Below are 21966 nucleotides of genomic sequence, written 5' to 3'. Positions count from 1 at the left end.
AGAATTTGTATTTGTAGCCTGGGTGAGGCACACCGTAACCCGGGTTTTTCTATTGAAAATTTCTTGAGTTACCGCTTATAGGCCTTTACCTGGCTCTATTGAAATAGTTTACGGATCCCAAGGAGAAATTATGTATTGGCTAGCTCATGCCCCAGCTAATATTGCTTTGATCAAATATATGGGAAAAAAGGATGATAGTTCTAATAGTCCTGATAATCCTTCTTTGTCTTATACGTTAAATGAACTTAAAAGCACAGTTCGACTTGAAAAAGCAAGTTCGAAAAAAGACATTTGGGAACCATTGCTTATACCTGGCGGAATTGACAATTTTGTTCTTTCTGCAGAAGGACAGAAAAGGTTTCTTGATCATCTCGCTCGCATAAAAGCATATTTTGGCTATGATGGTGGGTTCTTAGTACAGTCTTGTAATAATTTTCCTCACAGTAGTGGAATGGCGAGCTCTGCTTCGAGCTTCGCGGCATTAACTCGCTGTGCTGTGATCGCTTTGAGCGAATTAACTAATAAACCCACGCCGTCTGTTGATGAACAAGCACAATTAAGCCGTTTAGGCTCAGGATCATCCTGTCGCTCTTTTTATTCTCCCTGGGCTCTATGGGATGATCATGAAGTTAAAGCAGTAGATTTGCCTTACCCAGAGTTAATTTATCAAGGGGTGATTATTAGCAGTAAGAAAAAGGAAGTTCCCTCCAGTGAAGCACATCAACGAGTAAAGAGTAGTCCTTTTTATGAAACACGTAGTCAAAGAGCAAAAGAGAACTTAAAACTTTTATTAGACGCCTTGATGAGCCAAGATTGGACTTCGGCCTACCAAATCTGTTGGCGTGAATTTCAAGATATGCACCGGTTATTTAATACGTGCGAGCAACCTTTTTCCTACATGACTGAAAATTGCATTGATTTATTGCGTCATTTAGAGAATTTTTGGCATAAAAAAGGCGATGGACCTATAGTGACTATGGATGCAGGACCAAATATTCATTTGTTGTATCGTTCTAACCAATCAGAATTGGCACGTGAATTTAAACGTGATTATTTAATAGGCAATTATGATGTTCTGTGATTTTGAAACCACAACGTTTGGCAAATGGATTTTAGCAGGTGAACATGCTGTAGTACGGGGACATCCAGCTCTTGTATTTCCGATCAAGGAAAAAAAGTTAACCTTAACTTATTCTGTTAATGCAACTTCTTTAGGGGCAGATTATACGGGAACTAGTGGTGCTGATATGCAGCTTTTGTTTTGGAGTGTATTGGAACATGGCATGCAATTATTGGGACGTTCTTTAAATCAATTAGGTGGTTATTTTCATTTAGATAGCACAATTCCTGTAGGAGCCGGAATGGGAGCTTCAGCAGCTCTTTGTGTGGCAATGAGTCGCTGGTTTTGTGCGCAAAAAATGATAGAACAAAGTCAATGTAATGATTTTGCAAAAGAACTAGAACATTTGTTCCATGGAAAAAGTAGTGGGCTCGATGTTGCAGGCGTCGCTACTGAGGGAGGGGTTTATTTCAAATTGGGAAAAATTATACCACTTCAGCAAAAAATTCGTCCTCAATTTTTTTTATCTTCCTGTAAGCAAATCGGAATTACCTCACATTGTATTCATCAGGTCCAGGATTTATGGACTAAAAATCCTACATTAGCTGAGCAAATCGATGCACAAATGGTTGTAGCAGTTGAGGAAGCTAGAAATGCTTTAGAACTGGGGGGAACAGATGCAATCCCTTCTTTAGCGCAAGCAATTAATAAGGCGGCAGATTGTTTTTATCAATGGAACTTAGTTAGCGAGAGTTTGCAGCAACATATGAATCGATTAACTGCTGAAGGAGCCTTGGCTGTAAAACCGACAGGTTCTGGAGGAGGGGGATTTGTGCTAAGTCTTTGGGACAAACAACCACCTGAATATCTTGAATTACTAAGTGCTTAACGGAGAATGATCAGTCTACAAATTGATAATAGACTTCTGTCCCTTTTACCATTCCAAGTTCATAGCGTGCTTGTTCTTCCAGAGCTTGCTCGCCACCTTTTAATTCTCTAATATCTGCTTCAAGCGCTCGATTTCGTGTTGCCAGTTTATTGTTTTCTTGTTCGTGAACAACCAGTTTTTTTTCAAGATTTTGCCATTGAATTAAATTTCCATCGCCCAGCCACAGCTTATGCTGTAAAACGACCAGGGAAACAATTAAAATTATAAACAAAGGGCGCATAGGTTTTGCTTAATTAAAAGGTATCCTTTTGCCATTGTATTACCATATCACAATGTGTAGCAATATGTGCTCGAGGAATTTTTTTACTTTAGACATAAAAAACATAAAATTACAGAAAAACTAGTTAGATTAGGGAGTTAAATCTATAACTAAAAAAACGTTATTGATTGAGCCAGTAACCTGGTTCCAACCAGGCTACTGGCTAATACTATCAATCAAGCAATCAAAAATGTTTACGTAAAATGTTAAGCTCTTCGTTTAATTGATCTATTTTTTCTATTAAGTCCAGTGCAAGGGCTACCCCCGGAAGATTAATTCCCAAATCCTGGTGGAGGCGAAATGCCGACTCAATTTTTCGGAGATCGTTCGGATTTAACTCCAGGTGCTCTGTTTTTGTGGTTTCTGTAGAAAATAAACCGTACTCAACCATTTCATGTAACAATTCTTCAGGTATCTGATATTTTTGACATACTTCATCAAATGATATGGTCATCGTTTCTTCGATAAGCACGCCAATAATTGTATTGTCTTGTTTCATGCTTATACTCCCATTTTGTCACGTGGATTAAAAGGCATTACTTGCTCCATTTTTTTATAGAGCTCTGTAGCAGCTTCAGTGGTTGCTGGTGGGGTAATAATTTTTAAAAGTACGTATTGGTGTCCAGGTGTTTTACCAGGTAACCCACGATTTTTAAGTCTTAACTTTTGCCCCCCTTGAGAGCCAGGAGGAATTTTTAAATCGATTTTTCCTCCTAATGTAGGAACGACCACAGTTGCACCCAACGCCGCCTCCCATGGAGTAATAGGGAGTGTGAGGTAGATATCACCATCCATAAGATCAAAGAGTGGATGTTTCTCAATTTGTATCGTTAAATAAATATCACCGCGTGGGCCCCCATGAATTCCTGGGGCTCCTTGTCCTGCAAGCCGAATTTGTTGGCCCGATTTGACTCCTGGAGGTATTTTCACTTTTAGGGTTTGCATGGTGACTTCTGATCCGTTTGTCATAGGAATTTGTATGTTTGTCACCGTTCCTTTAAATGCATTTTCCAGGCTGATATTTATTTTTCCATGATAATCTTGTCCGGCCATCGGTTGCTGGCGATAGCGAGAATGCCCGAATAAATTTTCAAATAAGTCCTCATTAAATTGGCCACTGTAGTAATGTTCGGATTCTTCCGGTCGCCAATGCGTTGATCCTCCTTGCTGATGAAACGCTTTATTTCTTCGATAATTATCATACTCTGCTTTTTTCACTGGGTCTCTTAAAACCTCGTAGGCTTCTCCCATTTCTTTAAAGCGCTCTTCTGCGTTTGGCTCTTTACTTATATCAGGATGATATTTCCGAGCCAATTTTCGATATGCCATCTTAATGTCTTTATCAGAGGCATCCTCACTTACTCCCATTATTTTATAATAGTCTTTATCCATATTTGTTTACTCAATTTAAATATCATTCATTTTTGTAACACATATTTTCCCGGCGCGTTAGGTAATGTTTTATCTATTTTAGGTGGTGTGCTCAACCACAACTCAATTGTCTCACTAGTCAATCATGTCAGGCAATCCACAATGAGCTTTTTCCTAGTTTGGCAATATCGGATGCGTTTACTTTAAAGTCAGAGCTTAGTTGACTCTTTTATTTCTTATATTTTATGTGACTGTTTTTCTATTATGCGCAACCATCTAAACATTTTTACATGGTTTCAGTTTTTCATCACCGTTTTGTTATAAAATTGTATAGTCTCTTGGATATTTATTTGTATATTAATCAGTTAAAGTACATACTATCCACATACTTCTGGATGTTGTCATGAGTTGTAATCCTGTACTTCAGGACTCTTTTCTAGGTTGACTTTGTTTAGTTTGAGCAATGGTTTCTTGTTGCTGAGAACTTTAGCTAGATGTTAACAACTACATGAAGTATCACAGTACCGTTATGAATTAATATTGGAGACCTTTATGCAAAAGTACGTACTAAATATCTTGGTGGTTTTTGTTTTATTTTCTTTGGTTGGTTGTCAGTCGAACCAAGCAACTCCTAATATATTTAGGTCGTTTTCACCTATGGCTACTCCAGGCGCAGATTTAACACAAACTGTACAAGAAGCTTTAATGCGTAATGATGATCTTGCTGTGTCGCAAGTGCATGTTCAAACAAGACAAGATGTTGTAATTTTAACTGGATACGTTAAAAAAATAAGACTTAGTGATACTGCAGAACAAATAGCGCGTCAGGTACCTGGTGTACGTGGTGTAGAAAATCATATAATTGTCCGACAATAGTCTTTAAAGCTCTCCATTTGTACTATATTTATAAAATAGGTTAAGTATGTTCAAATGGAGAATAAAATGGCTGACCTAATCCATAATGCCTTACCAGTACCGAAGCGAAAAATTATTTTTATCCATCCAGAAGATTCTGTAAGAAAATGCATTAATATGATGACGGAATTAGATATCGGTGCCTTAGTTGTAGTAGATAACGACAATCAATTAGTAGGTATCGTAAGTGAGCGAGACATAGTTCGTTCTTGCTTGCACAAATGCATTAATCTCGACACAGGAACGGTTGACGATGTGGTGCATAGAGATATAACGATACTTAGCCCTAACGATGTTGTAGAAAAAGCAATGCAAGCTATGACCGCCACTAAAAGAAGACATGTGTTAATTCGTGATGAAAATGATGAGTTGGTCGCTATTTTATCAATAGGTGATTTGCTTTATCATCTATTAGAAGATAAGGCTAGAGTGATAGAACAATTAGAAAATTACATTCATACCTATTAACAGAGTTTTTTAGGATGATATAGTATCCTTTTAATGCACCTACGAATCCTATGAAAATTGCTTTCAAATTGCTCATAATGCTCTTTATTGTTTGCGCTACAGGGTGGGCTGCTCAACCTTTGCCCACATGGTATTCGATCACAGATCATAAAGCGATCATAAAGGTAGAAATGTTTCTGTCGACCACCTGTCCCCACTGTCAAAAGGCTGATGCTTTTTTCCATGAAATGGAAAAAAAATATCCGGATTTACAGGTTCAACGATATTATATTAATCAGGATAAAGACTCATTAGGTCGTTTTTATCAATTATTGAGCGCACAGCAAATGGACGATTTTGCTGTTCCATCAATCTTTTTTTGTAATTCGCGTTGGGTTGGTTTTGCTTCAGCAGATACCACTGGAAAAGATTTGTTGCAAGCGATTAACTATTGTAAGAAGCAAATTGAACATAAAGGTGAATTAACTATTGAAACGGTTAATACTTTGCGTCATTTGGCCAATGCAAATCGATTTATTACAGGAATAGTAGAAAAACCGTCAAGGCTTCAATTTACAACTACCATTGCGCTTATGGACTCCTTTGCTCCTTGCGCTTTTTTTTGTTTTGCAGGATTTCTAGCTTTTCTTTTAATTGAGACACAAAGGAAAAGTCAGATTACTGCAGCATTTTTGTTTGCCTCTTCTGTAGCTATAGTCCACTATTTTCAACAAGTGTACCCCAGTGCTTTTTTTGAATTGTTGCCCTGGATGCGTATACCCGCAGTACTATTAGGCTTGATGACTATTTACTTTGTTAGGCAATATTATAAAAAACAGCATCCTAAAACTTTGTATTTTGTATTAGCCTTTTTCCTAGGGCTAATTACTACTATATATCAGCAAACCTGTGTGATGAATTGGTCTACAATCTTTGAACAATGGTTGAATGATCAGCATTTACCCAGTGGGCAAGCCAGTATGTATCAATTGCTGTATCAAGGAGTATACATACTACCTCTACTCCTGATTTTACTTATTTATTTTCTCTTGTGCCGGATCAAACGCTTTGCCGCTTTAAGAACAAGACTAGCCACTATTGGGTTATTATTTTTGCTTGCTATCGCTGTTAGTTTAGTGGTCTATCCCTTCGTATTGTCGAATTTGGGAATCTCAATTGTGCTTTTATTTATCTTAATGATTATTGGTAACTTTTTAAATTTGACTTGATCTTAGTTAGATGATTTGGGATTATCATCTTTCTTTGTTTGTAATAGCTCTGGTTCCCATTCGAATGTTTACTCGAATGGTTGGATTTGCGTACAAGATGCGCCAATTCGACCCTTCAGAAGAAGAAGCTGAGCACTACCTTTGTTTTTCAGGTGATAACATGAGCAAGCCCATTAATATTCCCGTGGTCGTAGAGAGTGGAAAAAAATATAAAACATCTCACGGGGTAACAGCAATTAAAGACGGAGTAAAACCAACAGGGCTAATCTATGAGCGTTTACCGAAACCTAAATGGCTGCGCGTGGTAAATCATACTACTCCTGAATATCATCAAGTAAAAGAGCAGGTGCAAAAACATCGTTTAGCGACTGTTTGCGAGGAAGCAAAGTGTCCTAATATTGCTGAATGTTGGTCGCATGGTACTGCTACAATTATGTTAATGGGAGCTGTGTGCACACGCGCCTGTCGTTTTTGCGCAGTAGACACTGGGAATCCTCATGGTTGGTTGGATTTGCAAGAACCAGAAAATACAGCCAATACAGTTGCCTTAATGAATTTAGATTATGTCGTGTTAACTTCCGTAAACAGAGATGATTTATCAGATGGTGGCGCCCATCATTATGCGCAAACTATCCGTGCGATTAAACGACGCTCTCCTAAAACTAAAGTGGAAGCATTAACTCCTGATTTTCAAGGAGTAGAAAAAGATATTGCCGTATTATTGGATAGTGGTGTCGATGTATTTGCACAAAATGTTGAAACAGTAGAACGTTTGACTCATCCAGTACGAGACAATAGAGCCGGATATGCACAAACATTAAATGTTCTTTCATTTGCTAAACGCTACAGACCTGACGTTTTGACCAAAACTAGCTTGATGCTAGGTTTAGGTGAAACGGATGAAGAAGTTATCCAGACAATGGATGACTTGCGTGTCCATAATGTAGATATTCTTACGCTGGGGCAATATTTGCAACCAACAAGAAATCATTTACCCATTGCGCGGTACGTGACTCCCGAAACCTTTGCTGAATTGAGGCAGATAGGATTAAAGAAAGGCTTTTTTGAAGTAGCTTCCGGGCCTTTAGTGCGTTCAAGTTATCGAGCAGACCGAATATTTAAACAAGATAATTTAGGTTTAGATAATTAACTCCATATTTTGCTCGGGTGGAGTTGAAACCCGGGAAAAGAATTTTTCCCAGGTTCCATGTGTTTATAAAAGTAAATTTCTTTATAACTTAATGGACAAAGAGTCGGTGTTTGAGTTTTCATCTTGAGGAGGTTGATATTTTTGCAATTGATGTTGCAAGAAACCCACAACTTTATTAGCAATCATCTGACTATAAGCCATTACTTTTTTCTCATCTTTAGGATGCTTGAGTTTAACATCTGCCAATTCAACAGCTAATTTATCAGCCCACTCCTTACATAAGTAAAAATTTCTATCTATCTTGTATAATTGAGCGATATATTGACCATGTGTTGAGTTAAGAATTTTAGAGATTTGGGTTATTGTTTCTATGGTTACTTGAGTAACAATTTCAGGTATTAATTCTTTTTCAATTTTTAATTCTTTTTTACTGCTACTACTGGTTAGTTGCTGCTCCAAGAGAGTTTGTATCAGTGTTTTGAATGAATGAAAATTCATGATCACAGGTGCATCAATACTTAATGAATCATTTAATTGTGTGCTTAATTCCGTATAGGATTCTTCAACCATTCCCGACTCAATAATCAATTGAGCAATCTTATTTAATTGTGCACTTATGCCTTCTAGGATTTCTTTAGGCTGTTTGAGTACAAATTCGCGTAAGGAAGTGATTTCGGTTAGAGTGTGTACTTCTTTCTCACTCAGTGCAAGCTCAGGAGGTAATTCTGGGTTAATTAATATATTAAACTTCATTAACATTAATTCGGCACGCAAAGAGCGAGCTTTTTCTATTGCATATTTTCGTAGTGCCGCATTCAATTTTGGTGGTTCTTTGGTTTCAAACTCTGTCGGCTTGTTATTGAGATTACCATTGAGCATCGCTTCTAATACTGCATTTTGAAAATAATGAAAAATCCACTCTCTGTTCACCTGAACATTTTTGTCCGAATACCAATTTGTATAGATTGGATCAAGCACCTCTAATAAAGCACGTATTTCTTTAATCACTTTTGATTTTAAAGGATAAAGATGACGATTTTTTTCATACTGCACCATAACATTGAATGCCATTGAAGACTTTAAGAATTTTGCGCCTCGAGCTTTAGCGTCAGTGCTGGTCTTTTTTTCAAAATAATTCTCATAAGCAACAGTATCACCCCATAAAGCACACGTAGATTCATCATTTTTTATCAATTCATCCAAAGTAATATGCGTAAAAAGAGGGTGGTTTGTATTGCTTAAACTTAAGCTGCGTTTGAGAGGTTTAGAAGTGGAAGCTTCGTCTTGCAACTTATTTTTTTGTTGCAGGAAAAAAGAACTTTTTTGTCTTGTAATAGTGGCTTTAGGGGCAGTGATTTTATCCTTTATTTCGTAAAGATGATCGACGCTTTGGTAGGGCTGGCCGAAAGTTTTAACGTCTTTAATTATAATTTCACCCTTGTCATGGGTAATTCCCGAAAATTTCTTAAATAGTTCAAGAGACATTTTAGGTAAAAATTGAACTTCATTGTCCTTTTTGATGCAATACAATAAGCATGTGGCTTGATTGGTTTTTTCATTCAATTCCCAAACTAGTGGATGTCCCTCGAATGTAATATCTCGAAAATAAATCTTCATATGAATGCACTCTAGTTAAAAAAAGCATGGTACGAATTACGTACTTAACAAGCAAGCCTATCTTTATATTTTTATAGTAAAAACAGAGGAGGTATTTATTTAAATAAATGTTAAATGCATAGGAAGACTATAAGAGGACTCTGTTTTGTGTAGAGCGCCAAGCTTCTGCTTGGCACCTGAAGGATATATTTGAATCGTTTAATAGCTGCTCTGCACTCTAACCTAAAATCACGCCGCGTTTTTTCATTATTTTTTGCAAAACATAGGCGAAAAGATACATCATAATACCTAGTCCCATAGCACAGAGACCTAGAACCAAATAATAGTTTTGATAATAAGGAAGACTTTCAATAGGTGAATGGATGGTATTAGGAATAGCTACCCATGCAGCAATTCTTCCCGATATAGCATGTGCTAAAGAACTGGCGAGGTACCACACACCCATGGCAAAGGCAATTGAGTGTTTATCACAATATAAACCTACCATGCTTAAGCCGATCGCACTGACCCATAATTCTGCAATAGAAATGAGGATATAGGTTAAAGCAATATAGTTGCCATTAATTATGCCGGTGGTGGTTGTCGAAGCCGCGCAGGACATCACTAAAAGTGCAATTCCTGCAAGCGCCGTACCTGCTGCAAATTGATAGGGAATGGTAAAGTGTGGAAATATTTTATAGAAACGCGGTAGTTGACTGCCAATAGCTAAGATAAGTAGTGGATTTAATATTTGATAATGAGCTGGTGAAACGGTTAAACCAAATAAATTATGGTCGGAATTATTTTCAGCAAATAAAATTAATGTGCTATTCATTTGGTTATAAATAACAAAAAAAACAACGGCTTCAACAATGAGTAGCAACGCAACCATTTGTTTGTCACGAACAATACCATGAAGAGTTAACGTTTTTCTTAAAAACCATACAATTCCTATACCACATCCGGTGGCGATAATTGTGCTGGCAATGTAAACATGAGAATAGGCAAATAAAGTGAGAGTATAGATAGTGGCTATATAAGCAATTAAACGAACTATGCCTGACTTGGAAAATTTAGATTGGTCTTTACCCCAAATGACATTTTCATAAATGGAATAGCGCTTAGCAAAATTTAAAGCAGCAATCGATTTTCCTACGAAAGTCAAAGTCAGAATAGAAAGCGGTCCATAGCGACTTTCAAAGAGTAGTGGGGCTATTAAAGTAGCTAACAGTGCGCCCACATTAATTGCTATGTAGTAGTATGTCATCGCTGATTTTGCCTTAATGGCATCATCTGAATAAATATGCGAGACCATGCTTGAAGAAGTTCCCATTAAAAGAGAGTTAGTGGCAGGAATAAATGCATATGCAGCAATAAAAAAAGTATCTCCTAGAGAACTGACTGTGTAGCCACTAAGCATAATCAGTAAATAGGCAAGCGCTAATAAGATACTTCCAAGAAGTATGGATCTCCTAATTCCCACTACCGTGTCAGCCATATACCCACCTAACATGGGCATCAAATAACCCATGGCATGGGCTACTCCAATAAAAGCATAGGCTTTGGCTTGGCTATACCCTAGACCTTGAGACCATACAGGGCGGGTTAAAAACAAAACTAAGATGGTGTTCAGTGCATAGACAGAGAATTGGCTCCAGAAGGTAATAAATATGATGTTATTGGCTTGTTTTTGTCGGAGAGCCAATTCAGGTAAATAATTCTTCACTTCTTGAGAAATCATTTTTCCTACCTCACTACCCAAAGATAATTATCAGATTATCATTTTCTAGCAAGAACGACATCAATTATGTGAGTATCGTGATAAGGAAAAGTGAATATTTTGCTAAATAGACGCTTAAGTCTTTGAATCAAAAAAATTTTTGGCAGCATTCTTATGGATAAAGTATTAAGAAACCATGTTCCCTCTATACCGAAAAGGGCTAATTCATCAATCGTGTTTAATGTTATGGGTATTTCTAGACGTTGATGAGCGATGACTTCAAATTGGTGGTGCTTGAATGCGTGCATCAATTCATTATTATTCGCAGCCACTGTGGTATTTTTTACAATAGATTTATAATAATGACCCACAACACTGCTTAATATGGAGTCCTCTGTAATAAATTCTGCTAGACGTTGTTGAGCGACAGGAAATGAATCATAGGTTGTGGTAATCATTGAAAAATGACCATTTGCTCGAGTAAGTAGTTTGGCTTCGTTAAATAAAACTTTAATCGGAATATAAGCATTAATAAAATGAGCCAAAATTAAATCTTGGCTATGGGGTGGTAAGAATTTACTGGCTTGTGCAGCACTACCTTCTATGGTGATGAGGGGTAATGTTTCACTAGCATGTTTTAACATCTCTGCAGATACATCAATTCCAGTGAATTCTGCCTGCGGCATAATTTGTTGCAGTTTTTTTAGAAACGCACCATCACCAACCCCCAAATCAAGAATTTTATAATGAGGTTTCATTCCCAAATAAAAGCGCTTCATTTGTTCAATTGCGACTTGGTGACTCTGGCTAATTGCACCAAAACGATTAGCCATAGCATAGTGTTCAGCGATGTCGTTGTACATGGCCTTCAAGGACATGCAAAATTTCCCGTTTAATAATGTTTGGTAAGTATATCCCTAAATGAAGGAAATTTGCGACTGGTCATCAAGGAAAAATTAATTAATTCGTTTTTTCGGACTTACAGACAATCATTTTTTCAGATTATATTTTGCTCTTTTTCGCTCAAAATAGACCCTAATATTATTTTTGTTTGAGGGATAATCCTTTATATATCTAAAATAAATGGGTCACACGTATGTATGCAATTAATCTTCAATTTACTAATTTAATTGGTTTTAAGGGAAGTTAGAGAAAAAATTTTTGCACGAAACCGTGTAAAAAGAGATAATTTACCCGTTTTCTTAATACTCTGTTAATAATCACAGTGTAAAATTAAATTCGTATAGCAAGTATTTTTTTGTCTTAGTCTTTTTTGGCTATCAAGAATACCATGGATAGCGTTCTGTGGAGGAATAGATAGCTGCTTTGTTAGGGAGATTTTTATGTTAATTTTGACTCGGCGCATCGGTGAAACCTTAATTATTGGTGATGATGTTAATATTACCGTGTTAGGTGTGAAAGGTAACCAAGTTCGCTTAGGTATTAATGCACCTAAAGATGTATCTGTACATCGTGAAGAAATTTATTTACGCATACAACAAGAAAAACAATCAGACGAGTCTGAAGAAGCAGTATAAATCGATTTCCTCGCAGTTCATCCAGTTCCGAGCATGTAAAAATGCTCGGGACGAACCCTTAATTTTTATTTATATCCTCACATTTAATAATTCCATATCATTTTTCATGAAGTGATGTATCTCCTGAAGAAAGAAAATGCATAGTTCCTCCTTCATCTTGCAGTATTAATTGTCCTAATGGATTAATTCCACAAGCAACTCCAGATAGTGTGTCTAAAGATTGTGTGACTTTTATATTTTTTCCAAACAAATAATCCGATTTATTCCATTCATCCATAAAATAGTTTAGGTCATGGTGAATAAATTTATTCAAATAACGTTCCAAATTGATAATCAGCTTTGCAATGAGAATATTACGATCAAAGTATTGTTGGGTTATTTCATATAAGGAGCACCAGGGTTTCTCTGGAAGAGGGTGGTTTTGTGTATCCGTATTAACATTTAAACCAATACCGATGATAACTTGAATACTACCATTGGATTCTGCCAATATTTCAATCAAGCTACCGCATAACTTTTTATGGAACCACAAAATATCATTTGGCCATTTAATTTTGATATTCGATGAGATATCTAATTCATTGAGCGTTGCTGCTATTGCCAAACTGGTCACCAAACTTAACCCTGAAAGTTTGGTCAAATCGTAATTGAGATTCCAACGACTTGAGCAATAAATATTTTCGCCAAATGGCGAGTGCCAGTGGCGGCCAAACCGACCTCTCCCTTGAGTTTGAATTTCAGCACAACAAATATCTACAGTATTTGTAGGAGGCAAATCTTTAAGATAGCGATTTGTAGAATCAATAGAAGTAACCACATGTACATTGTATGGAGGCATTTTTTTTTGTAACTCAAGGTGCTCCGTAATGTGTTCTTTATTTAATAAAAGCAGAGGGCTAGTGAGTTGATATCCTTGATGTCTTATTCTTTTTATAGGAATTCCTGCCGCAATTAATTGATTAATTTGTTTCCATATTGCCGAGCGGGTGATACCTATAGTTGCTCCCAATTCAGAACCACTATGGCAGTTTCCGTCGCCAAGCAACTGTAATAAATTGAGTTGTGAAGAAGTGAAGTACATTGGTTTAAACCTAAAAAATTAAAGTGTTATTTTCTTGTAGATGAATAAATCCATGTCTGATTTCTCTTACTGTAGGGTGATGGCATAATGCGCCACTGCAGGCAACTTCAGGCATAAAAGAGCGTAATTGCCAAGTTATGTTATGTAAGGGATCATCTACCAATTGTTTGGTTGGCATAGAGATGGGAACACTAAAATGTTTGGTTGGGTATGAAAGACCTAAGCCACACGCTTTAATAAATGCTTCTTTTTGGGCCCAAACATGAAAGAAAATGGCAGGTTTTAGAGCAGGTGGAACTTTAATAAACTCTTCATATTCTTGATCAGAAAATAAATTTTTTGCGATCCCTTCATAAGGCCGAGCGGAGTATTGTTCTATGTCCACACCCATGGGGAAGTTCTTTCCCACTGCCAGTAATGCCAAATCGCCAGTATGGCTGATATTAAATTGCAACTTTGTTGCATTAATTACCTCGGGCTTACCGTGATCATTATAGGTAAATTCCAAATGTTCCGCTGGAATATTTAGATATTTTGCTAAGATGATTCTCATAGTTGCTCTAGCAGTAGAAAAACGGCGTTTGTGTCTACTAAAATAAAATCGTTCGGCACGCGCTTGCTCATCTCGATTTAAAAATTCATATGCATTTCTTAGTTCATGTGTTAAAGAAAATTGCCAAAGGTCAATTCGAGCTTCGTTTAAGACGCAGTTTTCTGTATTTAAAGGGTTGAATCCAGTAATGATCATATGCTTTGTTTGAATCTGGCATCAATTGTCGGTTAAGGTTATCATATACCATGATATTTAATTCACCAAAGAGTATTCAATGAGCCGACAATTTTTGGATTTTGAGCAACCCATCGAAGAGTTGAATCAAAAAATTGAAGCACTTCGCATGATAGGTCATGATAACGAAGTGAATTTAAGTGATGAAATAGCGCGACTTCAAGCAAAATGTTCTGAGCTAACTTCACAAGTTTTTTCAAACTTAGAACCTTGGCAAGTGGCACAAATGGCAAGACATCCGCTAAGGCCACAAACAACAGATTATATCGAACGTATTTTTACTGATTTCCAGGAACTCCATGGAGACAGGAGCTGTTCTTCAGCTCCTGCAATTATTGGGGGCTTGGCGCGTTTAAATGGTGAACCTGTAATGGTCCTTGGTCATCAGAAAGGTAAACGTACTAAAGAAAAAGTGTACCGTAATTTTGGTATGGCGCGTCCAGAAGAGTATCGAAAGGCTCTACGCTTGATGAATATGGCTGAAAAATTCAAATTGCCTGTTTTTACTTTCATCGATACCGCCGGAGCATACCCAGGGATCGGTGCCGAGGAACGCAATCAATCTGAAGCAATTGCCCGTAATCTATTTGTTATGTCACGTCTTAAGACACCCATCATTTGTGTGGTTACAGGAGAAGCAGGATCTGGAGGTGCATTAGCGATTGGGGTTGGAGATCGTATTTTAATGCTCCAGTTTGGCATTTATTCAGTAATTTCTCCCGAGGGTTGTGCGTCAATTCTATGGAAGGATGCATCCAAAGCAAGTGAAGCTGCACGTGCAATGAGAATAACTGCAGATAAAATTTTCGAAAATAAATTAATTGATCTCGTAGTGCCTGAACCGCTAGGTGGCGCTCATCGTAATGTGGATGAGATGGCTGCTCGATTAAAGGATCTTTTAGTGAGTGAGTTACGCAACTTAAAGAAATTATCTTTAGATCAGCTAGTCGAAAAACGATATCAAAAATTCATGGCAATGGGAGCAAGTGATTAAACCTTTATTAAGTGCCGAGTGGTGTTCTCGCCTGAGTCATTTTAATAAATTAGTTGTGGGTTTTAGTGGTGGGCTTGATTCAACAGTGCTCTTGCATGCTCTTGCTTCCCACCCCACTTTACTGACCAAATTAGTCGCAGTGCATGTGAATCATGGTATTAATGCCAAGGCCTCTCTTTGGCAAGTTCACTGCGAGCAGTTTTGTCATGATTTGGGAATTCCTTTCATTACCCAGTCAGTTCAATTTGATCGTTCTGCAAATGTTGAAGAGGGTGCACGTATTGCACGTTATGCGGTTTTTTCTTCATTAATGGCAGCACAAGATTGCTTGATTTTAGGACATCATCTCGACGATCAGGCAGAAACAGTACTTTTACAACTTTTTCGCGGAGCCGGAATTGACGGTTTGGCTGCTATGACTGATTTTAGTCAACTTGAAGTAGGAGCGATTGCCAGACCTTTTTTAAGCCATTCTCGTGAGCAATTGCAGCATTATGCTGCGTTACATCAATTAAGCTGGATTGACGATGAGAGTAACCAAGATATTAGCTATTCTCGCAATTACCTCCGTCAACAAATTATACCTGAGTTGCAACAAAAATGGCCTGGAGTTGTGGGTAATATTGCAAGAACGGCGCTTCATTGCCAACAGGCAAAACGTAACCTAGAGGTACTTGCAGCGCAAGATATGGTCGTAGAAGAAAGCCAAGAGGCATTAGAAAGGGATTTTTTATTGCTCACCCCATTACATCAATTCAGTCGGGACCGTATTGCAAATGTGCTAAGAGTGTGGTTGAAGAATAATCAAGTCCAACTCCCTTCAGCTGCCACTTTTCGACGTTTGATTGATGAAGTAATTTTTGCCAGTCAAGATGCAGCTCCTGAAGTGAGTTGGGGGGAAGTGATCATCCGTCGTTATCAGAAGTATTTATATTTAGATAAAAAAAATGTGAGCACTTTAACTTCCTGCGTTGAATGGTCTGCATTTCCCTTACCCTTAATCCTACCTAATACTGGCATTAATTTACTGGCAAAAAAAAGCAGCCAGGGATTAGTAATACCTGCTAATACCAAAATATTTGTCCGTTTTAGGCAAGGAGGAGAAGAGTTTTTTTGGCATGGGCAGACCAAACGGCTAAAAAAATTATTCCAAGAGTGGGGGGTTCCCCCATGGTTGAGAGAGCAAGTTCCCTTGGTTTATTTTAATGATACACTTGCGGCAGTTGTAGGTTTCGCAATGAGTGATTTATTTTTTTCTAAAGAGCACCCTGAGGGGTGGATTTTCGTTAATTGATACTATGGTGTAGCCTTAGAAGCGGAACCGTAATTTCCTGGTAGAAACATTCCCCGGCTTCTGCTTCGCTTCACCAAGGCTATAGCTAAATGCAATAGTATTTAGAAATATAGACTTGAGAAAACTTGTTTCAAGTCTTTATTTTAGATTTAATTAGAAACCGAAACTGGGACTTTCTAGATCACCTCGCTCTTTTTGGGTGAGCTCTGTATCTTATTCGTATGCAATTTCCATAGCATTGTTCACATTATTCCTTAGCTCTTGCGCGTTTGTTGTCAAACCATTTATCTTGAGGAGTCAATATTTTGATTAAACGTGCTGTCCTGTTTAGCTTTGTGCTAATTTTTTTGAGTTTTAAAAATAAGATTAAATTCTCCCTCTTCACTCATCCACTCGCGAGCAGTAATTTCATTATTTTACCATGATCTAAAAAAGAGCGAGATGGCTCATGGTAAAGCATAAAACACAAGTATCAAGCAAATGAAATTAAATAATTTTGTTTTGCTCACTAAATCATTTTGATTTTTATTAATCTCATTTAGATTAATAGATTCATAAAATTTCAATGGTGTTCGTCATGAAAAGCATCTCAGAAATTAAAAAATTACTTGCCCTATGCGACAACCCCGCCAACATATCAGTAGACCTTATGGCTTTTTTCTTATATTTAAAAGAAATGAAGCGAGTGAAAAAAAGGGGAAACTTTAAAGCATTCGCAATCAGCACCGATGAAATAGATTTGTTACATGAACTTATTGAACATATGATTGAATATTGCAAAAGCGACCTAAAATTTCAAATCGCAATTTCAAAATGGGATGGAAGTGAACAATTAAATCATTGGTCTTTTTTAGAGTTTAATTTTAAGAGAATCACGAGTCGTCCGACATTGGATATTTTGATTTGTGATCCATTGGGCTTCGATCAATCGCTTGTTTTAACGAGCTTATTAAGCAGTAAAATGAAATTTGGTATTTTAAGTGAAGGATGCGCGTTAAAGGTTTATATCCCTACAGATATTTTGCAAATCAAAGGTCGTATCTGTGCCTATTTTGTTACCGATAGTATTTCGATGCTATCCAATCAAGAGAGTTACTGTCCAATTTATGATTATATGGACTCTCATCAACAACAAGAAAAAATACGCGCCGCTGTTGACACGTTGAATAAATTTCGTACGTCTATGTCTTGTTGTTATATGGAGGATGAGCTTGATAGTATATATCAGTTTAATCTCGTTGTTAGTTCTTTACCCGTTCGACTTTTACGCATGAAACAATCAACTAGCGATCTAGAACGCGAAGTTCGAGACTCTGAATTTAGAGATGAAATTGTAAACAGTAAAGAAGAAACTGCATGGGGATCTATTGATAGAAATCTATTTTTTGTTAGAGACCGCCTAGACCAAGAGCAGTACAGAAACCTAAGGGTCAATAAGAAAATGGAAAAGGTGGTAGGAGCCGTGAGTGAAACATCCTCTTTATTGAGTTCCTCAGAGGATGTTCAACAGATCAATGAAGGAATACAGAGACATCGTATATCCGGTTTAGAAAAATTAATAAAACAAGACAGCGATCAATGCCATCTAAGTTATTCTTAGCACTCTGGCAAATTAACTGCTAAGCCTCCCATAGAAGTTTCCTTATAAATACTTTGCATGTCCATTCCAGTTTGTTTCATAGTTTTGATTACTTTATCCAAAGAAATTTGATGTTGACCATCACCAATGAGAGCCATTCGTGTTGCATTCACGGCTTTTACAGCACCCATAGCGTTTCGTTCGATGCAAGGGATTTGTACTAAACCTAATACTGGATCACAGGTCATACCTAAATGATGCTCCATTGCAATTTCTGCAGCATTTTCTACTTGAGCTACAGTGCCACCAAGAACAGCAGTAAGACCTGCTGCAGCCATAGAAGAAGCAACGCCCACTTCACCTTGACATCCTACTTCAGCACCTGAAATGGATGCACCCTTTTTATAAAGTATGCCTATCGCAGCCGCAGTAAGAAAATAGGTATAAATATCCTCATGGCTCATTTTATCATGGGCGCGTTGGCAATATTTAAGTACGGCAGGAATAATACCTGCGGCACCATTGGTCGGCGCAGTAACAATACGGCCACCGGCCGCATTTTCTTCATTCACAGCCATGGCATAAAGATTTAACCAATTCATGATATCAGATTGTTCGAAAACGCTCTTCACTCCTTTTTCGTTCATAAGCTTTTTATATAAATCAGGAGCACGTCTTTTTAAATTAAGCCCTCCTGGCAAGATCCCTTCGTGTTGGCATCCATTGGTAATGCAATCATCCATTACTTTGGCAATGGCTAAAATACCGGAATGGATTTCATCTACGCTACGCCATGTTTTTTCATTGAGAAGCATTAATTCAGCAATACTCAAGTTATTTTTTTGGCAAAGTTCTAACAGTTGGGTGGCTGTAGAAAAAGGGTAAGGAGGTGGATTCGTATCTTCAGTGGCTTTGGAAAAATCTTCTTCCGTAGTGATAAAACCACCACCAATTGAATAATAAACTTGTTCAATTAATACATTATCGTGAGCGTCAAAGGCTGAGAAACGCATGCCATTTGAATGTTTGGGTAAGAGCTCTTTTTGTAAAAAGAGAAAATCAGTAGCTTCGTTAAAATTAATGTTCTTTTTATCTGCTAGGTTAAGCGTATGAGAACTAAGTATTTCGTGCATACGAGGCACCATAGATTCTGGAGCTACAGTCTCGGGTGTTTTATTTTCCAACCCATTTAAAATCGCCTTATCGGTACCATGGCCTTTTCCGGTTAAAGCAAGTGAACCATAGAGTTCTATTTTTACTCGTTGAACCTCATTCATGAGTTGTCGGTCTTCAAGTAATTTTAAAAAGGCATTAGCTGCAAGCATTGGACCTACAGTATGAGAACTTGATGGGCCAATTCCAATGGAAAATAAATCAAATACACTGATGTTCATGTGTTCATCTCTAGTTACAATTAGTGCAAAGTGTAGAGGGATCTTAATTATTTGTCTATTTTAATTATAGTTAACTATTGACTTTATAATTTGTCATATATTTTTGCAGCGACTGAAATCGACATCGGAGAAATGTATTAAGAGTTTCTAATGCGATGTACTTTATAATATAGTTACAATTAATCGTATACAAATGCTGGTAATTTCATGTAATTTTAGGCAGAATTATGATGCATTTTAGTTAGAATGCAATGTCTTCAATATAAAAATTGAGAAGATATGCACAATAGAAAGACTACAAGGGGATTCTTTATGAAGATGAAATTGGTCACTGCGGCCATTATGGGGCTGGCAATGTCTACTGCAATGGCTGCTACTGATGCTACATCGCTTGTTACGGATAAGGATAAATTATCTTATAGTATTGGTGCTGATTTAGGAAAAAACTTCAAAAATCAAGGTATTGATATTAATCCGGAAGCATTGGCTAAAGGAATGCAAGATGGTATGTCTGGTGCCCAATTGATTTTGACCGAACAACAAATGAAAGATGTTCTGAATAAATTTCAGAAAGATCTGATGGCAAAACGCAGCGCAGAATTTAACAAGAAAGCTGAAGAGAACAAATCTAAAGGCGACGCTTTTTTGTCAACTAACAAGTCAAAATCTGGTGTAGTTGTATTGCCTAGTGGTTTGCAATATAAAGTTATTGAAGCAGGTACAGGTAACAAGCCTAGTAAATCTGATACAGTAACTGTCGAATACACAGGTACTTTAATTGACGGTACTGTATTTGATAGCACTGAGAAATCAGGTAAACCTGCTACATTCCAAGTATCACAAGTAATTCCTGGTTGGACAGAAGCATTACAATTGATGCCTGCTGGTTCTACATGGGAAATTTATGTACCTTCAGACTTAGCCTACGGCCCACGTAGTGTAGGTGGTCCTATAGGTCCAAATGAAACTTTAATTTTCAAAATTCATTTAATCTCTGTGAAAAAAGCCTAATCAATGTAGAAGGGATTTCCTTCCTTATTGTATCCTACTCCTTAAAAATGGGAGTAGGATTTTTCTTTTAGATAAAAATTCTACTGCCTTTAAGAGATCTGCATGTGAATAAACGCCTATTTATTATTTTCATTTTAGGTTTTTCCTCTGGCTTACCGATGGCATTAGTCAGTAGTACCTTACAGGCATGGTTTGCATACAGTGGAATGTCAGTCCTTGCTACCGGAACATTAAGTCTAATTAGTTTACCCTATGCTTATCGAATTTTTTGGGGACCTATTCTCGATCGCTATTCTTTATTCAGCATGGGTAAAAGGCGGAGTTGGATTATAAGTATGCAATGTTTATTGCTTCTTGGATTTAACTTAATCGCCTGGTTTACCCCCGAACAATACCCTAAATTGATGGCGTTAATTGCTTTAGTTTTAGCTTGCTTTTCTGCTACTCAAGATATTGCGATCGATGCACATCGAGCTGAATATTTACCCGTTAGTGAACATGGGTTAGGAGCTTCTTTAGCAGTATTAGGGTACCGGATTGCGTTATTGTTATCGGGTGGTTTGGCCTTGATTATGGCGCAGAAGCTCGGTTGGGCTTTAACCTATCGATTTATGGGTATTCTGATGATTGCGGGCATGTTTGCTGTGGTCTTTAGTAAAGAACCGAGTCTTGAAACCAAAGAAAAGAATAATTTTGGTATGTCTTTTATCGCTCCGCTTAAGGAATTGCTTCTACGTCCCGGCATAATTCCTCTTTTGCTGTTTATTTTTTGTTATAAGATGGGTGAAGCATTTACAACCACTACAAGTGGGATTGTTATGCCTTTCTTAATCCAAGGGCTTGGTTTTTCTTTAGAGACCATTGGCTACATCAATAAAATGTTAGGGGTTGGAGCCATTTTGCTTGGAGGTTTGGGGGCGGGCTTTTTATTAATACGTTGTTCGTTATATCGTTCCTTACTTTTTTTTGGCTTATTACAAGCATTAACCAATGTGCTATTTCTTGTATTGGCCATGGTAGGGAAGAACGTTACCTTACTGGCCATTGCAGTATTTTTTGACAATTTCGCAGCAGGAATGGGCTCTACAGCTCTAGTTGCTTTATTCATGCGCTTAGTGAATAAGCAATATACTGGAACTCAATTTTCGATGCTTGTGGCTTTATCAACAATACCCCGTATTATTTCTGGACCTGTTGCTGCAAGCATTCAAATGGCGATAGGGTGGGTTGGTTTGTATGAACTTTCTATTTTATTTGCTTTAGCGTTTATCCCTTTTTTGATTTTGATCAAAAATCAAACTAAAGAAATCCGACAAGACCTAAACACTGTAGAGAAAGAAGGCCAATTAAATCCAATACAATAATAAGTTAATTGCATGTATTTTTTAGTCTGGTCGCAATACACTGAACGCGATAAGAGAAGTCCAGTGATAATTTAGATTATTGGCCGTACTATGGCATGGTGTAATAAAATTAGCACAACATTGTCAAGTTAGTATTTATAAATAAATGCGACTGCTTTCTATAGTGGCTATTAAAATCAAACCAAGCTAATCCCAAATAGTAGGAAGCTCGTTCACAATGAAATCCTT

At 37.3% G+C, this 21966-nt stretch carries 21 protein-coding genes; 12 read left to right on the top strand and 9 right to left on the bottom strand.

Annotated elements, in window-relative coordinates:
• The first annotated feature begins 130 nt into the window (after positions 1-130).
• Together ACWTE2_RS03370 and ACWTE2_RS03365 are read left to right on the top strand one after the other, a co-directional pair.
• Positions 131-1081: a diphosphomevalonate decarboxylase gene (locus ACWTE2_RS03370; protein ID WP_454784135.1), complete on the top strand. Its 951-nt coding sequence runs from the start codon at positions 131-133 to the stop codon at positions 1079-1081.
• Positions 1071-1949: a mevalonate kinase family protein gene (locus ACWTE2_RS03365; protein ID WP_454784437.1), complete on the top strand. Its 879-nt coding sequence runs from the start codon at positions 1071-1073 to the stop codon at positions 1947-1949. The genes ACWTE2_RS03370 and ACWTE2_RS03365 overlap by 11 nt, the downstream gene beginning before the upstream one ends.
• Positions 1950-1959: 10 nt before the next feature.
• Here ACWTE2_RS03365 and ftsB read toward each other — a convergent pair whose 3' ends face one another.
• From ftsB to ACWTE2_RS03350, 3 genes are all read right to left on the bottom strand, one after another.
• Positions 1960-2229: a cell division protein FtsB gene (ftsB, locus tag ACWTE2_RS03360; RefSeq protein ID WP_182391102.1), complete on the bottom strand. Its 270-nt coding sequence runs from the start codon at positions 2227-2229 to the stop codon at positions 1960-1962.
• Positions 2230-2452: 223 nt separating this feature from the next.
• A complete protein-coding gene (locus ACWTE2_RS03355; RefSeq protein WP_454784134.1) occupies positions 2453-2767 on the bottom strand; it encodes a chaperone modulator CbpM in 315 nt (104 codons plus the stop codon).
• 2 nt (positions 2768-2769) lie between these two features.
• The gene (locus ACWTE2_RS03350) at positions 2770-3660 is read right to left on the bottom strand and encodes a DnaJ C-terminal domain-containing protein (protein WP_454784133.1); all 891 of its coding nucleotides are present in this window, start codon (positions 3658-3660) and stop codon (positions 2770-2772) included.
• Between the two features lie 531 nt (positions 3661-4191).
• Between ACWTE2_RS03350 and ACWTE2_RS03345 the strand changes: the two genes are divergently transcribed.
• The 4 genes from ACWTE2_RS03345 (at position 4192) to lipA (ending at position 7380) form a co-directional block, all read left to right on the top strand.
• Entirely contained in the window at positions 4192-4515 is a 324-nt protein-coding gene (locus ACWTE2_RS03345) for a BON domain-containing protein (RefSeq protein WP_454784132.1), read from the top strand.
• Between the two features lie 66 nt (positions 4516-4581).
• The gene (locus tag ACWTE2_RS03340; protein WP_454784131.1) at positions 4582-5022 is read left to right on the top strand and encodes a CBS domain-containing protein; all 441 of its coding nucleotides are present in this window, start codon (positions 4582-4584) and stop codon (positions 5020-5022) included.
• Between the two features lie 50 nt (positions 5023-5072).
• Positions 5073-6230 carry a thioredoxin family protein gene (locus ACWTE2_RS03335; protein WP_454784130.1) on the top strand — a complete coding sequence of 386 codons (1158 nt, stop codon included), beginning with the start codon at positions 5073-5075 and terminating at the stop codon, positions 6228-6230.
• Positions 6231-6390: 160 nt separating this feature from the next.
• A complete protein-coding gene (lipA, locus tag ACWTE2_RS03330) occupies positions 6391-7380 on the top strand; it encodes a lipoyl synthase (protein WP_182393682.1) in 990 nt (329 codons plus the stop codon).
• Between the two features lie 81 nt (positions 7381-7461).
• On the opposite strand, the gene ACWTE2_RS03325 is transcribed toward lipA, so the two are convergent.
• From ACWTE2_RS03325 to ACWTE2_RS03315, 3 genes are all read right to left on the bottom strand, one after another.
• Positions 7462-8997: a hypothetical protein gene (locus ACWTE2_RS03325; protein ID WP_454784129.1), complete on the bottom strand. Its 1536-nt coding sequence runs from the start codon at positions 8995-8997 to the stop codon at positions 7462-7464.
• A 217-nt stretch (positions 8998-9214) separates the two neighbouring features.
• Positions 9215-10717 carry a peptide MFS transporter gene (locus ACWTE2_RS03320; RefSeq protein ID WP_454784128.1) on the bottom strand — a complete coding sequence of 501 codons (1503 nt, stop codon included), beginning with the start codon at positions 10715-10717 and terminating at the stop codon, positions 9215-9217.
• A gap of 38 nt (positions 10718-10755) precedes the next feature.
• Entirely contained in the window at positions 10756-11574 is an 819-nt protein-coding gene (locus ACWTE2_RS03315) for a class I SAM-dependent methyltransferase (protein ID WP_454784127.1), read from the bottom strand.
• A gap of 465 nt (positions 11575-12039) precedes the next feature.
• On the opposite strand from ACWTE2_RS03315, the gene csrA reads away from it, so the two are divergent.
• Positions 12040-12234, top strand: coding sequence for a carbon storage regulator CsrA (gene csrA / locus ACWTE2_RS03310; RefSeq protein ID WP_010654169.1), 195 nt, complete (start codon positions 12040-12042; stop codon positions 12232-12234).
• A 97-nt stretch (positions 12235-12331) separates the two neighbouring features.
• Here the strand turns inward: csrA and ACWTE2_RS03305 are convergent, their stop codons facing one another.
• Positions 12332-13315 carry a biotin--[acetyl-CoA-carboxylase] ligase gene (locus ACWTE2_RS03305; protein WP_454784126.1) on the bottom strand — a complete coding sequence of 328 codons (984 nt, stop codon included), beginning with the start codon at positions 13313-13315 and terminating at the stop codon, positions 12332-12334.
• Positions 13316-13325: 10 nt separating this feature from the next.
• Positions 13326-14063, bottom strand: a complete 738-nt coding sequence (locus ACWTE2_RS03300; protein ID WP_454784125.1) for a 4'-phosphopantetheinyl transferase family protein — start codon at positions 14061-14063, stop codon at positions 13326-13328.
• Between the two features lie 79 nt (positions 14064-14142).
• On the opposite strand from ACWTE2_RS03300, the gene ACWTE2_RS03295 reads away from it, so the two are divergent.
• The 3 genes from ACWTE2_RS03295 (at position 14143) to ACWTE2_RS03285 (ending at position 17990) form a co-directional block, all read left to right on the top strand.
• The gene (locus ACWTE2_RS03295; protein ID WP_182391091.1) at positions 14143-15096 is read left to right on the top strand and encodes an acetyl-CoA carboxylase carboxyltransferase subunit alpha; all 954 of its coding nucleotides are present in this window, start codon (positions 14143-14145) and stop codon (positions 15094-15096) included.
• Complete coding sequence (gene tilS, locus ACWTE2_RS03290) at positions 15089-16390, top strand: tRNA lysidine(34) synthetase TilS (protein ID WP_454784124.1); 1302 nt, start codon at positions 15089-15091, stop codon at positions 16388-16390. The genes ACWTE2_RS03295 and tilS overlap by 8 nt, the downstream gene beginning before the upstream one ends.
• Before the next feature lie 577 nt (positions 16391-16967).
• Positions 16968-17990, top strand: a complete 1023-nt coding sequence (locus ACWTE2_RS03285; protein WP_454784123.1) for a hypothetical protein — start codon at positions 16968-16970, stop codon at positions 17988-17990.
• Here ACWTE2_RS03285 and ACWTE2_RS03280 read toward each other — a convergent pair.
• Positions 17987-19363 carry an L-serine ammonia-lyase gene (locus ACWTE2_RS03280; RefSeq protein ID WP_454784122.1) on the bottom strand — a complete coding sequence of 459 codons (1377 nt, stop codon included), beginning with the start codon at positions 19361-19363 and terminating at the stop codon, positions 17987-17989. The two genes, ACWTE2_RS03285 and ACWTE2_RS03280, sit on opposite strands and share 4 nt — an antisense overlap.
• A gap of 312 nt (positions 19364-19675) precedes the next feature.
• Here ACWTE2_RS03280 and bamJ point away from each other — a divergent pair, with 312 nt between their 5' ends.
• Together bamJ and ACWTE2_RS03270 are read left to right on the top strand one after the other, a co-directional pair.
• Positions 19676-20374 carry a BamJ family beta-barrel-assembly machinery protein gene (gene bamJ, locus ACWTE2_RS03275; RefSeq protein WP_182391087.1) on the top strand — a complete coding sequence of 233 codons (699 nt, stop codon included), beginning with the start codon at positions 19676-19678 and terminating at the stop codon, positions 20372-20374.
• A 104-nt stretch (positions 20375-20478) separates the two neighbouring features.
• A complete protein-coding gene (locus tag ACWTE2_RS03270; RefSeq protein ID WP_454784121.1) occupies positions 20479-21738 on the top strand; it encodes an AmpG family muropeptide MFS transporter in 1260 nt (419 codons plus the stop codon).
• Positions 21739-21966: the final 228 nt, after the last annotated feature.

It is taken from the genome of Legionella nigrisilvae (assembly GCF_977063395.2).
Note: the sequence above shows the minus strand (reverse complement) of the source record. Positions and strands in the feature narration are given on the sequence as shown.

Excerpts from the sequence above, each read along its gene's own strand:
- bamJ (WP_182391087.1), top strand. The coding sequence starts at position 19,676 with ATGAAGATGAAATTGGTCACTGCGGCCATTATGGGGCTGGCAATGTCT.
- ACWTE2_RS03325 (WP_454784129.1), bottom strand. The coding sequence starts at position 8,997 with ATGAAGATTTATTTTCGAGATATTACATTCGAGGGACATCCACTAGTT.
- ACWTE2_RS03365 (WP_454784437.1), top strand. The coding sequence starts at position 1,071 with ATGTTCTGTGATTTTGAAACCACAACGTTTGGCAAATGGATTTTAGCA.
- csrA (WP_010654169.1), top strand. The coding sequence starts at position 12,040 with ATGTTAATTTTGACTCGGCGCATCGGTGAAACCTTAATTATTGGTGAT.
- ACWTE2_RS03315 (WP_454784127.1), bottom strand. The coding sequence starts at position 11,574 with ATGTCCTTGAAGGCCATGTACAACGACATCGCTGAACACTATGCTATG.
- ACWTE2_RS03355 (WP_454784134.1), bottom strand. The coding sequence starts at position 2,767 with ATGAAACAAGACAATACAATTATTGGCGTGCTTATCGAAGAAACGATG.
- lipA (WP_182393682.1), top strand. The coding sequence starts at position 6,391 with ATGAGCAAGCCCATTAATATTCCCGTGGTCGTAGAGAGTGGAAAAAAA.
- ACWTE2_RS03335 (WP_454784130.1), top strand. The coding sequence starts at position 5,073 with ATGAAAATTGCTTTCAAATTGCTCATAATGCTCTTTATTGTTTGCGCT.
- ACWTE2_RS03280 (WP_454784122.1), bottom strand. The coding sequence starts at position 19,363 with ATGAACATCAGTGTATTTGATTTATTTTCCATTGGAATTGGCCCATCA.
- ACWTE2_RS03350 (WP_454784133.1), bottom strand. The coding sequence starts at position 3,660 with ATGGATAAAGACTATTATAAAATAATGGGAGTAAGTGAGGATGCCTCT.
- ACWTE2_RS03370 (WP_454784135.1), top strand. The coding sequence starts at position 131 with ATGTATTGGCTAGCTCATGCCCCAGCTAATATTGCTTTGATCAAATAT.
- ftsB (WP_182391102.1), bottom strand. The coding sequence starts at position 2,229 with ATGCGCCCTTTGTTTATAATTTTAATTGTTTCCCTGGTCGTTTTACAG.
- ACWTE2_RS03345 (WP_454784132.1), top strand. The coding sequence starts at position 4,192 with ATGCAAAAGTACGTACTAAATATCTTGGTGGTTTTTGTTTTATTTTCT.
- ACWTE2_RS03285 (WP_454784123.1), top strand. The coding sequence starts at position 16,968 with ATGAAAAGCATCTCAGAAATTAAAAAATTACTTGCCCTATGCGACAAC.
- ACWTE2_RS03320 (WP_454784128.1), bottom strand. The coding sequence starts at position 10,717 with ATGATTTCTCAAGAAGTGAAGAATTATTTACCTGAATTGGCTCTCCGA.
- ACWTE2_RS03305 (WP_454784126.1), bottom strand. The coding sequence starts at position 13,315 with ATGTACTTCACTTCTTCACAACTCAATTTATTACAGTTGCTTGGCGAC.
- ACWTE2_RS03340 (WP_454784131.1), top strand. The coding sequence starts at position 4,582 with ATGGCTGACCTAATCCATAATGCCTTACCAGTACCGAAGCGAAAAATT.
- ACWTE2_RS03295 (WP_182391091.1), top strand. The coding sequence starts at position 14,143 with ATGAGCCGACAATTTTTGGATTTTGAGCAACCCATCGAAGAGTTGAAT.
- ACWTE2_RS03300 (WP_454784125.1), bottom strand. The coding sequence starts at position 14,063 with ATGATCATTACTGGATTCAACCCTTTAAATACAGAAAACTGCGTCTTA.